11 protein-coding genes and 1 tRNA gene are annotated in these 14,605 nt (G+C 59.7%); 7 read left to right on the top strand and 5 right to left on the bottom strand.

What is annotated here, in order from left to right:
* Both VN887_17205 and VN887_17200 read left to right on the top strand, forming a co-directional pair.
* A partial coding sequence (locus VN887_17205; GenBank protein ID HXT41748.1) for a hypothetical protein occupies window positions 1-339 on the top strand: 339 nt, incomplete at its 5' end.
* 147 nt (window positions 340-486) lie between these two features.
* Complete coding sequence (locus tag VN887_17200) at window positions 487-1,836, top strand: Gfo/Idh/MocA family oxidoreductase (protein ID HXT41747.1); 1,350 nt, start codon at window positions 487-489, stop codon at window positions 1,834-1,836.
* Window positions 1,837-1,925: 89 nt separating this feature from the next.
* Here the strand turns inward: VN887_17200 and VN887_17195 are convergent, their stop codons facing one another.
* Window positions 1,926-3,026, bottom strand: a complete 1,101-nt coding sequence (locus tag VN887_17195; GenBank protein HXT41746.1) for an FAD:protein FMN transferase — start codon at window positions 3,024-3,026, stop codon at window positions 1,926-1,928.
* A 41-nt stretch (window positions 3,027-3,067) separates the two neighbouring features.
* On the opposite strand from VN887_17195, the gene VN887_17190 reads away from it, so the two are divergent.
* Window positions 3,068-3,970, top strand: coding sequence for a mechanosensitive ion channel domain-containing protein (locus VN887_17190; protein HXT41745.1), 903 nt, complete (start codon window positions 3,068-3,070; stop codon window positions 3,968-3,970).
* Here VN887_17190 and VN887_17185 read toward each other — a convergent pair.
* From VN887_17185 to VN887_17175, 3 genes are read right to left on the bottom strand one after another with little or no spacing between them, the layout of a single operon-like run.
* Window positions 3,967-4,992: a PfkB family carbohydrate kinase gene (locus VN887_17185; protein HXT41744.1), complete on the bottom strand. Its 1,026-nt coding sequence runs from the start codon at window positions 4,990-4,992 to the stop codon at window positions 3,967-3,969. The genes VN887_17190 and VN887_17185 overlap by 4 nt on opposite strands.
* Complete coding sequence (locus VN887_17180; protein HXT41743.1) at window positions 4,989-6,101, bottom strand: hypothetical protein; 1,113 nt, start codon at window positions 6,099-6,101, stop codon at window positions 4,989-4,991. Before VN887_17180 ends, VN887_17185 begins: the two co-directional genes overlap by 4 nt.
* Before the next feature lie 18 nt (window positions 6,102-6,119).
* Entirely contained in the window at window positions 6,120-6,956 is an 837-nt protein-coding gene (locus VN887_17175) for an HAD family hydrolase (protein HXT41742.1), read from the bottom strand.
* A gap of 101 nt (window positions 6,957-7,057) precedes the next feature.
* Here VN887_17175 and VN887_17170 point away from each other — a divergent pair, with 101 nt between their 5' ends.
* Window positions 7,058-8,053: a sugar phosphate isomerase/epimerase gene (locus tag VN887_17170; GenBank protein ID HXT41741.1), complete on the top strand. Its 996-nt coding sequence runs from the start codon at window positions 7,058-7,060 to the stop codon at window positions 8,051-8,053.
* Between the two features lie 7 nt (window positions 8,054-8,060).
* On the opposite strand, the gene VN887_17165 is transcribed toward VN887_17170, so the two are convergent.
* Complete coding sequence (locus VN887_17165) at window positions 8,061-8,945, bottom strand: TIM barrel protein (protein HXT41740.1); 885 nt, start codon at window positions 8,943-8,945, stop codon at window positions 8,061-8,063.
* 163 nt (window positions 8,946-9,108) lie between these two features.
* On the opposite strand from VN887_17165, the gene VN887_17160 reads away from it, so the two are divergent.
* The 3 genes from VN887_17160 to VN887_17150 all read left to right on the top strand — a co-directional run bounded on the left by VN887_17160 (window position 9,109) and on the right by VN887_17150 (window position 14,422).
* Window positions 9,109-12,153, top strand: a complete 3,045-nt coding sequence (locus VN887_17160) for a metallophosphoesterase (GenBank protein ID HXT41739.1) — start codon at window positions 9,109-9,111, stop codon at window positions 12,151-12,153.
* Between the two features lie 61 nt (window positions 12,154-12,214).
* Window positions 12,215-14,263 (top strand): SpoIIE family protein phosphatase, encoded by a 2,049-nt coding sequence (locus VN887_17155; GenBank protein ID HXT41738.1) that lies wholly within the window; start codon window positions 12,215-12,217, stop codon window positions 14,261-14,263.
* A gap of 82 nt (window positions 14,264-14,345) precedes the next feature.
* A tRNA-Pro gene (locus tag VN887_17150) sits at window positions 14,346-14,422 on the top strand.
* Window positions 14,423-14,605 lie beyond the last annotated feature (183 nt).

Here is a 14,605-nt window from a genome sequence, read left to right as displayed (position 1 = left end):
CACGGCAACGTGGCCGAATGGTACCTGGATCAATACGAGCCGGATTACGGTCGGCCCGGCGGAGGCGAGGCGGTTGATCCCTGGATAAGGGCGACGAAGCCTTATCCCGAGGTTGTGCGCGGTGGTTCGTGGGACGATTCGCCCGACAAACTTCGCAGCGCTGCGCGCCGTGGTTCGGACAAGTCATGGAAGATGCAGGACCCGCAACTGCCCAAGAGCATCTGGTATCATACAGACGCGCAGTTCCTCGGCTTCCGCATCGTGCGACCCTTGAAAGTGCCGCCGCCTGCGGAGATGGTCAAGTACTGGAACAGCGGCGTGGAAAAAGAGCAGCCCTGAAACGGTTCACGGTCGGCCCGGCTCGCAGAAATGTTGGACATCGGATATGGAAGGAGATTAACTTCCTGATGTTCCAACCCGTTTGCGGCGCTTGAATGGCCGTGAAAAAGTTGGCGTCAAATGACCGGCTTAAACCACGACGAAACCATGAATGAACTGAACAACCCCAACTCACCCGCGCAATCCTCGCGCCGGGATTTCCTCAAGAAAACTTCCACTGCCGTCGCGGGCGGCGCCCTGCTCGGGAGCCTCTCCATCGAGCGCAGCGCGTACGCCGCCGGCAGCGACACGCTCAAAATCGCCCTGATCGGCTGCGGCGGCCGAGGGTCCGGGGCGGCCAACCAGGCGCTTAACGCGGGTGGCAAAGGCGTCCAGCTTGTCGCGATGGGAGATGCATTCCAGGATCAATTGGATCAGAGCTTAAAGAATCTGAAGCGCGAACACCCGGACACGGTTGTCGTCGCCGATGATCACAAGTTTGTTGGATTCGATGCCTACAAACAGGCCATTGCGGTTGCCGATTTGGTGATCCTCGCCACACCTCCGGGCTTCCGTCCAATCCACTTCGAAGAAGCCGTCAAGCAGGGCAAGAATGTTTTTATGGAAAAGCCGGTTGCGACAGACGCCACCGGGGTGCGGCGTGTACTCGCGGCAGCCGAGGAGGCGAAGAAGAAGAATCTGAAGGTGGGCGTAGGCTTGCAACGGCGCCATCAGCCCGATTACCTCGATACGGTCAAACGTCTGCACGACGGTGCAATCGGCGACATCGTTGCCATGCGCGTTTACTGGAACGGCACGACACCATGGGTTCATCCGCGCGCTGAATTGGAGAAGAAATATGGGCGCAAACTGACTGAAATGGAATATCAGATGCGCAATTGGTATTATTTTGTCTGGATTTGTGGCGACCATATCGTTGAACAGCACATCCACAACCTTGACGTGGCTAATTGGGTCAAGAACGGATATCCCGTTCGCGCCTGGGGAATGGGAGGGGTGGAAACGCGAAAAGGGCCGGATTATGGCGAGATCTTCGACCATCACGCAGTCGAGTTCGAATACGCGGACGGTTCACGCGTGTTCAGCCAGTGCCGCCACCAAAACGGCTGCTGGGACAGTGTCTCGGAGCACGCGATTGGCACAAAAGGAAATTGCGACATAAGTGGGTTCAGAATTACTGGCGCCAATGCCTGGCGACGCCGCGCCGAGCCGGGCGAATCGAATGATGGATGGCAGCTCGAGCATTACCCGTTGCAAGACGCGATTCGCAATAACAAACCGTACAACGAAGCGGAACGCGGCGCCAAAAGCACGATGACCGCCATCTTCGGTCGCATGGCGACCTATAGCGGCAAGGAAATCACCTGGGACGAGGCGATCAATTCGAACATCAGCGTCATGCCCAAGAGTTTCGCCTTCGATGCCGAGACACCCACAAAGCCGCGGCCTGACGGCTGGTATGATCACGCGGTGCCGGGCAAGACGCGCGTGATTTGAGCGGCTTTGCAACCGCCGTCTTTCAAACCCGCGCCTCCAACGAGGCGCGGGTTTTGCTTTTTGTCAGGTGAGTGGAGTTCCGGCACGGATTACGGAGTCTCGTAGAACTCCTTGAACCGGCTGGACTCGGTTACCTCGATCCTCTCGTCCGGCATCCGGACGACACGCGCCGTCGCGCCTTTCGTTTGCTCGATGAGACGTAATCCCTTCGCGGGGCCAAGCACGCTGACCGGCTTGGTGAGGCTGTCGGCGGTAAGGCAATCGGAAGCGATGACAGTCACAAGGCCGTGGTCCGTGAGGCCGATCCCGGTGCGAGGATCGATGAGGTGCGAAAAGCGTTTACCGTCGATTTCCAGGCGTTGAAACGTGTCGCCTGACGTGGCCAGCGCGGCATTGGCCAATGACACAAATTGCGCCGGCGGCGCATTGGTGACATCGAGCGGCGCCAGCTCGATGCGCCAGCCTTTCTTGCCCGGTGGCGGATCCCCGGCCATCATGTCCCCGCCGCCGGAAACCAGCGCGCGTCGGATGCCGCGCCGGCGCAGAACTTTCAACGCCTCATCGAGCGCGTAGCCCTTGGCGATGCCGCCCAGATCCAGCCGCATGTAAGGCACGAGCAGTTGCGCGGTGTGCCGCTGCGGGTCGAGAACGAGCTTGCCATAACCGACTGCTTTCAATGCCTCGGCAAGCCGGGACGGGTCGGGCAATTGTTTTTCGCGCCGCGCCTTGCGCCACAAGCTCACCACGGGCCCGACCGTCACGTCGAAGGTGCCGTCTGAGCGGCGGGCCAGTTCCTGCGCGCGTTGCAGGACGAACCAAAGATCATCGCTGACCTGCACGACTTTTCCCGATCCGGACGTTTGCGACAGACGGCTCAACTCACTGTCGGTGTCGTAATCGCTGAGAATATCATTCAGTTGCCGGATGCGGTCGAAGGCGGCTCCGGCTGCCGCGTGGGCAATCGCTTGATCAGGCGCATACAAGACGATATGGAACGGCAGGCCCATCTGCGGTTCCGAAAACTCGTAACGACGGGAGTCAACTTCCGGTTGTTTTGTGGCGCAGGACGAAACAAGTGCCAGTGTGGCCAGGCAGAGGGCCAACCTCAACACAATGGTATTCAAGAGACGTTTACTCTGCACAACGGGAGCGTATGCCGGATGCCGTGCGGGTTTCAATTCGTCGCGCATTTCTGATTTGCCGTGATGATTCGTGCTGTTATCCTTCCGAGATGTCAACCCGAAGACTGTTTCCCTTTGTTTTAACCCTGCTCGCGGTTCAGGCAGCACAGGCGGCCCAGACATCCGATCCGCTGGCAAACACTGCAAAGCAAGCAGGCGCCTTGAAGGATAAAATCATTGATTTTGTGTTGTTGCACGGCCCGGCGCTGTTGGGCGCGCTCATCATGATGGTCGCGGGTTACATCGTTGCCGGTTGGGTGGGAGGATTTGTCGATCGCGGACTGGAGCGAAAGCAGTTGGAACCTCCCATCCGGATGCTTATTACCCGGATCACCCGTGTACTGATTCTGGTTCTGGCCGCGCTGATGGCAGCCGACACGCTGGGATTCAAGGTTACTGCCGTGCTCGGGGCGATCGGCGTGGCCGGGGTTGGCATCGGTCTGGCGATGCAAGGGGTTTTGGGCAGTCTCGTGGCCGGGTTGTTGATCATTTTTACAAAGCCGTTCCGGGTTGGAGAGTACATCGCGCTGATCGGCGTGGAAGGCCAGGTGCAACAGATTGAATTGTTTTCGACCACGTTGACGCACCCCGATCGTTCGCGCGTCGTTATCCCAAACCGGAAGATTGTTGGTGAGGTTCTTCACAATTACGGGGCGATTCGCCAACTCGATCTCGTGGTGGGAGTTGCCTATCGCACGGATCTGAACGAGGCAGTGTCCATCATTAACACGACTCTTCAACAGAGTCCTCGCGTGCTCAAGGATCCCGCTCCGGCGGTGGGCATCTCAACGCTCGCTGATTCGTCCATCAACATTGCGATCAAGCCGTGGACCAGTCTTCCCGATTTCGGTCCGGCGCGGGCGGAACTGTATCAGGCCATTGTCGAACGTTTTCGTGAACGCAAAATTGAGATCCCTTTCCCGCAGCGTGAAGTGCGAATGCTGAACGATTAAAAGGGAGCGCCTGCCAGCAGTGAATGAATCTGGCTGCCGGTCGCCGTCCCAGTGGTGCCGAGTTGGTGAATCACGATGGACGCCGCCGCCATCGCAATCTCCATGGCCTCGCGCATCGTGGCGCCCGCGGCAAGGGCAGCGGTCAGGCTGGCTGTGACCGCGTCGCCGGCGCCAACGATGTCTATTGGACCGCGAATGGGAAGCGATGGGACATGCTCCACGGAGCCATCTGGCGATGCGCCGAGGATGCCGCGCTCGGACAGGGTTACGAACACGCCGCGGCCTTGTTTCCGGGCCAGTGTCGCCGCGATCGTTTTGAGTTCGCCGAGCGGCGGGTGTTGTTCGGAGCCGGTGAGGGCCGACAGTTCAGCGGCGTTCATTTTGAACGTTAGCGCCGGAAAATCGCGCAGCCCGCGGCGGCTGTCAGCGACGGCGAACAGTTCGGGCCGCTTTTTGCTGACGGCATCGACACTCTCCAGCACTCTTCGGGTGACCACTCCTGTCTCCGGCGTGTCCACCTGGTCGAGCAGTATGAACGCGTTCACATCCGCCAGCTTGAGAACTGCGTCCATGATCCGCCCTTGAACCAGGGCCGGCGTCGGCGTCCAGTTCTTGCTGTCCAGGCGATTGAGTTCCTCCGGCGGTTTGCCTGAATGCATCAACAGGGGTTTGCAGTAGGTGAAAGTGCGCCTGAAGGGCGTTTGAAAAAAGTAATCCGCGCATACCCCGGATTTTTCCCGCAGCGCGCGTTGGAGTTCAAACCCTTCACCATCCTCGCCGCAATAACCGACAGGGTAAATGTGGCCGATCCCGAGCGCGACCAGATTGTTTAGAATCGTTCCGGCGCCGCCCGGCTGGCTGCGGACGTTGACGACATTATGCACGGGCAGGCCGGTCTCGATGGAGATTTCCTGTCTGGCTGGGTCGATCTCCAAATAACGGTCGAGGCAGAAATCGCCGATCACGGCGATGCGCAAGGAATTGTATTTTTGGGCGATTTCCTGGAAACGGTCCGGGTTCACAGATTTCCAAGTTCGTGGAACAGGTGGTGAAGGAACGAAACATTATCGCACTGGACGTAGTGCATCGCGCCGCCCATCCGCGAAAAGCTTTTGCAAAAGCGGAGGTAGTAGGCGGGGTTGTCTTTCGGAGGTTCCCCCTTCGTCCAATCCCAGTTGCCGCCGTCCTGCAGATCAACGACGTAAATCGTGTGATCGCGAACAATTGGCCGCCCGGTCTGCAGGCGCAGATTGTTCACACAACTCAGACTTTTCTCGAACACTTGCGGGCCCATGATGGCGGAGCCGATGGAAAGCACAACGCCCCCGTCGAGTTTTTCGACCGCCGCACCGAACAATCGGAAATCGACCTCCGCGGCGCGGCCAAGCACCGCGCCGTTGAACATCGGATGGTTCGAGATGATGTCGTAGCCGATGCCCGGATGAACGGTGAAGGGAATCTGCTGCCGGAAGGCGTTCGCCAGAACGCAGGCGTTGCGGAAGTGATGCGGCACCAGATGCCGGCCCGCCGGCAGCCCGTGCGCCCGCATCGCCAGCAACAGATCCGCCCGCGCCGCCGCCAACGGATGGGATGGCTCGTCCCGTAGCAGTTTTTCGAGGGACTCGATCGGGGGAAGCATCGTGCCATCCTCAAAAATGAATCTTCCCAGCGCGCGACCAAATCCTTCGCCACTCAATCCGCCGGCAAGCAGCGCCAGATGAATGTAGCGGCCCGTTTCATCCCAGGTGCCGAACGTGCCGGTCGCCACGTTGTCGCGAACGCTTTCGGTCGAGCGGCCGAGAAACGAAAACTCCCAATCGTGGATGATGCCGGCGCCGTTGGTCGCGAGGTGCGTGAGCCAGCCGCGTTCCATCATCCCGTTCAGCAGCAACTGGCCGCCGTTTTTGATGAGGTGCGCGCCGTAGATCAGAAACACCGAGGAATTCCGGCTCAACGCGGCCTTGATGCCTTGTGCGCAATGGCGGACCAGGCGCAAGGCGTTTTCCGGACACGGCGTGGCCGGATTCGCCGGCTCGATCAGTACTTCCTCCAGGCGACTCTGGCTTCGGCGATCCGCCAGCGGATAGACTTTCAGTCTTTTGAGATCAAGAGGAGTCGGATAATTCGGCATGAGAATCCAGATCCGGTGTCATCCGGGAAAAATCATTTCCAAAAGCGCTTCACCGTCGCGGTAGTCTGGGATAATCACGTCCGCGCCCACCCCGAGCAGCCGCTCGCGCTTCCACTCGTCCACGTTTCCGGAGCCATTGTTTGCCTCGTCGCTCGCCACGGCAATGGCAAGCCCGCCCGCTTCCTTCGTGTTTTGGATTTCGACGTAGCCGTCGCCAAAGGCAAGCAGTTGTTCGCCGGAGATTTTGTTTTCCACCAGGATGCGCTCGATGACTCTTCTTTTGGAGAACGTCTTGTAGTCATCCACTGCGCCATAGATGTGTTGGCCGAAATAACGCGCGACGTCCAGCAGACCCGCTTCCCGGTGGACGTAAGGTTCGTCCGTGCCGCTGGCAAGGTAAAGGGAAAGTCCGCGCCGGCTCAGGTTCTCGAGCAGCGCGCGGGCGCCGAAGACCAGAAAATGGTCAGGTTTCAACGATCCATTGCGCAGACCCTCGATGCGCGCGGCGATGCGCAACTCGAGTCGCCGGAGGTATTCGTTTTTATACCAGAGCGGCTCGCGCGCCTGCCCGCCGCGCTCCTTTACCCGTCCGGCAAACTGAATCATTTGATAGACCGTTTGCTTGCCGTTGAGACGCATGATGTCCTCGGTCATGAGCCGGCGGACATCATCCTCGGTCTCGCCCGCCGATCGCGGCAGCATCTCCAGAAACATCGCCACCATGACCTCCGCCCATCCCTCGCGAATCAGGGAGAGTGTGCCGTCAAAATCGAACAGGACATGGCTGATGCGTTCGCGCGGACTGAAATGTGCGCCAAATTCGACGCGACCGCGGAACGTGGTTGTAGAAGGCACGAAGGTCTGATAAGAGGGCCGCGTCCAAAAGTCAACAAATCGAGACGTCGCCCGGATTATTGTTTTCCAACTGCAGCGCGGCCGCCGAAACAAAGAGACAAATGCCGGCAAGGCTCAAACTCGGATTCGACAACTACTCCATCCGCGCGCTCGGATGGAAGGCGCCGCAGTTGATCGAATACGCCGCGTCGCTCGGCCTGGACTCTATCTTACTGTCTGATCCCGGCGTGTTTGATCGCCGCGACACGCGTTACCTGGGCGATCTTCGGCGCAAGGCGGATGACCTCGGTCTGGAAATTCATGCGGGCATGTTGAGCGTCTGCCCGGGATCAAAGCTGTTCAATCCGCGCGGCGGAACAGCCGAGGAGCAGTTGCGGCGAACCATTCAAATTGCCCGTCTGGTCGGCTCACCCGTCGCGCGTTGTGTGTTGGGGCACGCTGATGACCGCCGGAGCGACGGCGGAATCGAAACGCGCATGGCGGAAACGGTCAAGGTGTTGAAGCGGGTGCGTGGTTCCGCGCTCGACGCGGGCGTGAAGATTGCCGTCGAGAATCACGCCGGCGACCTACAGGCGCGGGAACTGGTCACTCTGATCGAAAATGCCGGACACGAATTCGTCGGCGCGACCATGGATTCCGGCAACGCGACGTGGGCATTGGAAGACCCCTTGCGCAATCTTGAGCAGCTCGGCCCGCATGCGTTGACGACCGGCATCCGCGATTCGGCCGTTTGGGAAACGGCGGACGGGGCGACACTGCAATGGACTGCGATGGGCGATGGACTCGTGGATTGGAAGCGCTACTTCAGGCGTTACGCCGAACTTTGTCCCAACGCACCCGTCCAGTTGGAAACCATATCTGGCCGGCCGATACCGATTCCCTTTCTTAAGGATGAATTCTGGGCGGCGTATCCGAACGTTCGGCCGCGTGAGTTCGCCGGATTCCTCGCGCTCGCGAGAGCCGGATCAGCTCGCCGCCCGTTCAAGGTTTCCGGGGGCAGGAATGCGTTGGCGGCGGAACAGAAATTCCAGAAAGCCGAACTGGAGCGCAGCATTCGCTTTTGCCGCGAAGTCCTCGGGCTGGGATTGAAACGGTAGCGGGACTTCAAACGTCGCAGATGTTCACGCCTTGTTTCAAGGACGCCAGAACATCCGGACGCGCCGGAATGAATTCCTGGGCCACGTGGCCTTTGAAGCCTGTCCCCACAATCGCCTTCATCACCACCGGGTAATTCAGTTCCTGCGTGTCATCGATTTCGTGGCGTCCTGGTACGCCACCCGTATGGTAGTGGGCAATGTATTGGTGGTGATCGCGAATCGTGCGCACGACATCGCCTTCCATGATCTGCATGTGATAGATGTCGTAGAGCAGTCTGAAGTATTCGGAACCGACGCGCTTCACCAGTTCGACGCCCCACTTCGTGTGGTCGCACATGTAATCCTTGTGATCGACCTTGCTGTTCAACAGTTCCATGCAGATCACAATCCTGTGTTTCTCGGCGAGGGGCATGAGGCGTTTGAGACCGATGACGCAGTTTTCGAGGCCTTGCTCGTCGGACATCCCGCCACGGTTCCCGGAGAAGCAGATGTAGTTTTTCAAGCCAGCATTGACCGCCTTCGGGAGTGCAACGCCAAACTTGTTGATCAGATCGTCGTGATGTTCGAGGCGGTTGAACCCATAGGTGATCCCATCCACGCCGCTCGCCATGGCGCACGTGAGGCCGTGCTTCAACAACGTCGGCCAATCCTCCGGCCCGAGCAGCTCGATGGATTGCAGCCCCATCGCTTTGCCAGCGACACAAAGGTCCTCGAGGTTCACCTTGGGATAGCACCATTTGCAGACGGAGTGGTTGATGTGACCCTTGAGGGTATTGCCGGCAGCGGCATCCGCGGCGGCCATTCGCTGCGCGAGGCGGGCGGTCACGGCGGCGGCCGCGGCGCCTCCGGCCATTTTGGCGAGCGCGGAACGACGGGAAACCTTTGTTTTCATAAGTTCATCCTGGGTTCAATTATCGGCGTAATAATCGTCCCGTCCTGCACCGCGAGTCAAATGGGAATCTCGTGAGCCCCCGGTGAACATCGACTCGAAAAAACCTGTTCACGGGCAGTCCAACAAGGTTTGACTCGCAGCCCGACCAACGTAGCGTAGAAGAATGTTGTTCCGATGGCTGGCGATTCTGGTTGTCACAACCTTCTTCGCATCAGCCCAGGAAGCGGCGCTGGTGCGCGTCAGTGATCCCTGGCGCTGCTTCAAAGGCACCAACGCGCCTTCCGCGCAGGCCGCCGCCTGGCGGCAGCTTGATTTCGACGATTCAGCCTGGCCCGCGGTCATCGGCAGCTTTGGCGTTGGTCAACTCTACGATCCTGATGTCCTTTTGTCCGACATGCCTTCGCACTATCTGGCGGCTTACTTCCGAAACCGGTTTACGCTGTCCGATACATCGAGCGTTAAGTGGCTCCTCTTGCGCATCGACTACGACGACGGCTTTGTTGCTTATCTTAACGGTACCGAAGTTGCGCGCCGGGGTTTCGCGCCAGGCACGACAGTCTCTTTCGACACGCCGGCAGCGCCGGCAGGTCGGACCTGGGGCGAAGAGGTGAATCTTACCGCATTCACCAATCTTCTTGTCGCAGGCGACAACGTCCTCGCCATTGAACTGCACAATTCCTCCATGCAGGACCCGTCGGCCGCGTTGGCGGCTGAGTTGGTGGCCAATTTCACGCGTGGCCCGTTCGTGCAAAATGTATCAAGCGACCGCGCGCAGATTATCTGGAAAACACTGGTGCCCGCGGACACGAAACTGGAATGGGGAACCAACAGTGCGCTGGGGAACGTCGTGGTCGATACCAACCTTGTCATCACGCACGTTGTTACGTTGACCAATGTTTCGGCGGACGCGGTGTATTCGTATCGCGCCTCCAGCTCGGACGGTGGCGAGCCTGTCACCAGTGCCGTCGAATCGTTTCATACCCTGAAAACCAGCGGACCGGTCCGATTTGTCGTTCTCGGAGACAGCGGCGGGGACACGATCGGGCAATATCAGATCGCCCGGGTGATCCGGGAAACCGCGCCGGACCTGGTGCTGCATGTTGGAGACGTGATCTATCCGTCGTTCGAGACCAACCGCGCGGATTTGAGGTGCCTGAGCGTGTATCAACCGCATATGAAATCAACGCCCTACTTTTTTGTCTTCGGTAACCACGACCTTTACTCCGGTGACTCCCACTTTTTGGAGACGTTTTATCTGCCGACGAATTCGGCCACCGGCACGGAGCACTTCTATTCGTTCGACCACGGTGACGTACATTTCTGCGCGCTATTTGTTCCGATGCGGGTCCAGGACGCGTTGTATCCGAATTATTATCTGGACAACGGCACGACTCAATACCGCTGGCTCACCAACGATCTGGCGACCACGTCCAAACCGTGGAAAATACTTTTTTTCCACATTCCGGTGAACACGTGCGGCCCGCACCGGTTCGATTCGAACGGCGGGGTCTATGATCGCCTGGATTTACAGCGAGTGCTCCTTCCCATCGCCCGGCAATACGGAGTTCAGCTCATTCTGAACGGTCACGACCACGCCTTCGAGCGTTTCGCGCCGATGAGTGGCGTTCATGTGGTCGTGACCGGCGGAGGCGGTTTCGAGCCTTATCTGCTGGCCGAGCGCGACCCCCTCAACGCGCAGTACTGGAGCGCGCTGCACTGCACAGAGGTCACTGTCAGCGGTGACACGTTGCGGCTCGAAGCGCTGGACACCAACGGCGTCGTGTTCGATTCGATGACCATCCAGCGCGCCCTGCCGCCGCCCCAGGTTTACGAGGCCGCCTGGCATTCGCCCCTCCTCGAATCCAAGCCGTCGGACGACGGCGACGGCAACATCCACGGCCAGAGTTTCGATTTCACCGGCGCCCCAATTCCGACATTGCCGGGAAGTTTTTCCAGCCTCGGCAGGGCGTTCGTGGACAACGACGCGCTCAATCTGTACGTCGGCTTTGAGCAGGCGATGATCTGCGGCAGCAACAACATCTTTCTGTTCATCGAATCGCCACGCCAGACGGGAGTGACCAACATGACCGGCATCGGCAACGGGATCATTGATCCCGACGGGCAGGGCGCGGATGGACTGGACTTCCTGCAAAACCTTTCATTTGCGAATTTCACCCCGGGCGTCGGGTGCATCCTTGGCGACGAGTACGGTGATTATCAGTACCGGTTTTTTGCGAGGCCGAACCTGGCGCTGAACATCGGACAGGGCGTTTTCCGGCTCGACGCGGAAATCAGCGACGTGGCCGGAGCGCGATTGCAGCAATTCAATCGTTCACCCCAGAGCGGCGCGATTCCCGGAGAACAAAACGCGGACTTCATCAAGGTCGCCATTCCCTTCGCGGAGTTGGGCGGGTTGCAACCGGGCGACACGATCAAAATCGGGGCGGTCGTGGGTGGACCCGACTTCAACTCTGATTTCGATGCGCAGACGCGGCAGCTCGATTCCGGATTTCTGGGCTACTCATTGGCGGGTGTCGGCCAGGGCCCGGTGGCGTTGGAGGGCGTCAGCGTGCGGCTCGCGTTGGATCCCGATACAGATCACGACGGGCTGACGAGTGCAGACGAAATATTGCTCGGCACCGATCCGATGAATCCAGACACGGATGGTGACGGGTTGTTGGACGGCTGGGAAGTGAGGTTCGCGCTGAATCCGCTTTCCGCCGCGGGGATTGATGGCCGCGATGGCGATCCCGACGGTGATGGCCTCAGCAATTATCAGGAACAATCGTTGGGATCGAATCCGCAAAGTGTGGACTCGGACGGCGACGGGCTGCTCGACGGGTGGGAGTTTCGTTTCGGCCTTAACCTGGCTCTGGCGGTGGGCATCAACGGCGCGACCGGAGATCCCGATGGCGACGGAATGTCCAACGCGCAGGAGCAGTCGGCCGGCACCGATCCGCGCGATGCCGCTTCAGCCCTCCGGCTGAACATCAGTTTGCCGTCGGACAGCGCGATCCGTCTTTCCTGGAGCGCGGTGATCGGCAACCGATACCAGCTCGAAGTTGCGACGAACCTCCTCACCGGCTTTGTCGATTATCCGGGGACGAATTTTCCGCGCGCGGCCGTTTCCACCAACGAAAGCTACGACGAGAGTTTCACAAATCCACCCGCCGCGGCGCGATTTTATCGGATACGCCTCTTCCCGTAATGCGCTCGGCAAAATTGCTGGCATAGAAACGCCGCCCGAGGTTACGGTTGAACCACCTTTTGTGGGAACGACGCAACAGAAAACGCGGCTCCGGGTGTTGATCGTGGAGGACTCGGAGTTCGACGCGCGCATCCTGGTCAACACATTGAAGCAGGGCGGGTATCAACCCGCGTTCACGCGGGTGGAGACCGGCGAGGCGTTGCGCGCAGCCCTGGTGGACGAGCAATGGGACATCATCCTTTCCGATTACAACATGCCGGCATTCAGCGCGCCGGAGGCGCTCAAAATTGTGCAGGAGAGCGGGCTTGATCTGCCGTTCATCATTATCTCGGGCGGCATCGGCGAGGATGTGGCTGTGGCGGCCATGAAGGCGGGTGCGAACGATTATCTGATGAAGGGTAATCTGGCGCGCCTTCCCCCGGCGGTCGAACGGGAATTGCGCGACGCCGGAATTCGTGCCGCGCGCCGACAGGCCGAGGAGGCGTTGCGCGAGAGCGAACAGCGCTACCGTCTGCTCTGGGAGAATTCCACGGACGCGGTCGTCCTGGTTGATGAGGAAAGCATCATCCGGTTCGCCAATCCTGCAATCGAGGAGATTTTCGGCTACACCTCGAGCGAGGTGTCGGGTCAGTTGTTTTTGCTGCTCCTGGCCGAACGGGTCCGCCGCGAATCCGGCGAATGGCTCCGGCGTAATTTGCAGTCGGACGGGGGCCGCACGCGTCGTCAACCCACCGAAACCACCGGGCTGAGGAAGGGCGGCGGGGAAATCTTCGTTGAAATCGGCTTCACCAACATCGAATTGCAAGGAAGCAAATACATGGTGGCCTTCATCCGCGACATCACCGAGCGCAAGCGGGCGGAGGAGGAAAGCAGGTTGTTGCAGAGCATTTCACTCGCAGTCAACGAGACGCAGGACCTCGACGCGGCACTGGGGCTGGTGTTGCGGACGATTTGCGACGCGACGGGTTGGGCGCTGGGGCAGGCCTGGCTGCCCAGCAGTGACGCCTCGCACCTGGAGTGCAGCCCGGCGTGGTACACGACAGTCAATGGCTCGGACCAATTCAGGGCTGCCAGTGAGGAGCTGGTCCTAAAGCGCGGCGAAGGCCTGCCGGGGCGGGTGTGGTCATCGAAGCAGGCGCTCTGGGTTCGCGACGTTGGCGGTGATCCCAATTTCCCGCGTGTCGCCATTGCGGGCCAGATGGGAATCAAGGCCGGCGTCGGCATTCCGGTACTGGCGGACGATGAGGTGGTGGCCGTGATCGAATTCTTCTTGATGGAGACGCGCGAGCAGGACGAGCGACAAAGGAAACTCATCTCGGCCATTGCCGCGCAGCTCGGCGGTGTGATCCAGCGCAAACGCGCCGAACAGGAATTGCGCGAAAACGAGGAGCAATTCCGCGTCGCGCGCGAAATTCAACAACGGCTGTTTCCCAAGGCGGCGCCGAACGTGGCCGGGCTTGACATTGCCGGTGTCTCTCACGCCGCCGAAGCGACGGGCGGAGATTACTTCGATTACCTGCCGATGTTGCATGACCGGCTCGGCGTGGTGGTGGGTGACGTGACCGGCCACGGCATCGGACCCGCGCTGCTGATGGCTGAAACGCGCGCGTATTTGCGCATTCTTGCGCGCAACCGCGAGGACACGGGAGAAATCCTCACACGCGCCAACCGCATTCTGGCCGAGGACATCGGCTACGAGCGGTTCATCACGATGCTGCTGGTGAGCGTCGATCCGCGAAAGCGGACCTTCGCATTCACCAATGCCGGCCATCCGGCGGGCTTTGTTCTGGGCGCGTCGGGGGACATCAAGGCGAAGCTCACGCGCACGGGGCTGCCGTTGGGCATCAAGCCGGACGCGGTTTTTCCGAAAGCCGCCGAATCCAGCCTGTCGCCGGGCGACATTCTTCTGCTGCTGACCGACGGAATCGAAGAGGCGATGTCACCGGACGAAACGATTTTCGGGACCGAACGAATCCTTGAAGTCGTCCGGGCGAACCGCGGGAAGGCCGCGCGGGAAATTGTGGACGCGCTGTATGCGGCGGTGCGCCAGTTCGCGCAGAACACACCTCAACTGGACGACGTGACTGCGGTCGTGATCAAGGCCGCGTGAGCTTTTGGAAAAGTTGTTGAATTCGACTCCCCCCGCAATACTATCCATGGCGCGTCGTCGCGGGAGGCGGCGTGGCATGGTCCGGGGCGTAGCGTAGCCTGGTAGCGCGTCTGAATGGGGTTCAGAAGGTCGTGAGTTCGAATCTCACCGCCCCGACCATCTTTTCCTAAGGATTCCGCATTTCTGCTTGATTTCCTAACAGTGACGTGACTCGACTTTTTCAGGCCGGGTGATGTGTTAGTCTGGGCCGCAAGAAAGGACCAGACAATGAAGGGCAAGCATTGTACGACGGAGGAGAAGATTCGGATATTGCGAGAGGCCGATCACGGCCGGAGCATCGCG

It is taken from the genome of Candidatus Angelobacter sp. (assembly GCA_035607015.1).
Classification (GTDB): Bacteria; Verrucomicrobiota; Verrucomicrobiia; order Limisphaerales; family AV2; genus AV2.
The sequence above is the reverse complement of the archived record's forward strand: the minus strand, read 5'-3'. Positions and strand labels throughout refer to the sequence as shown.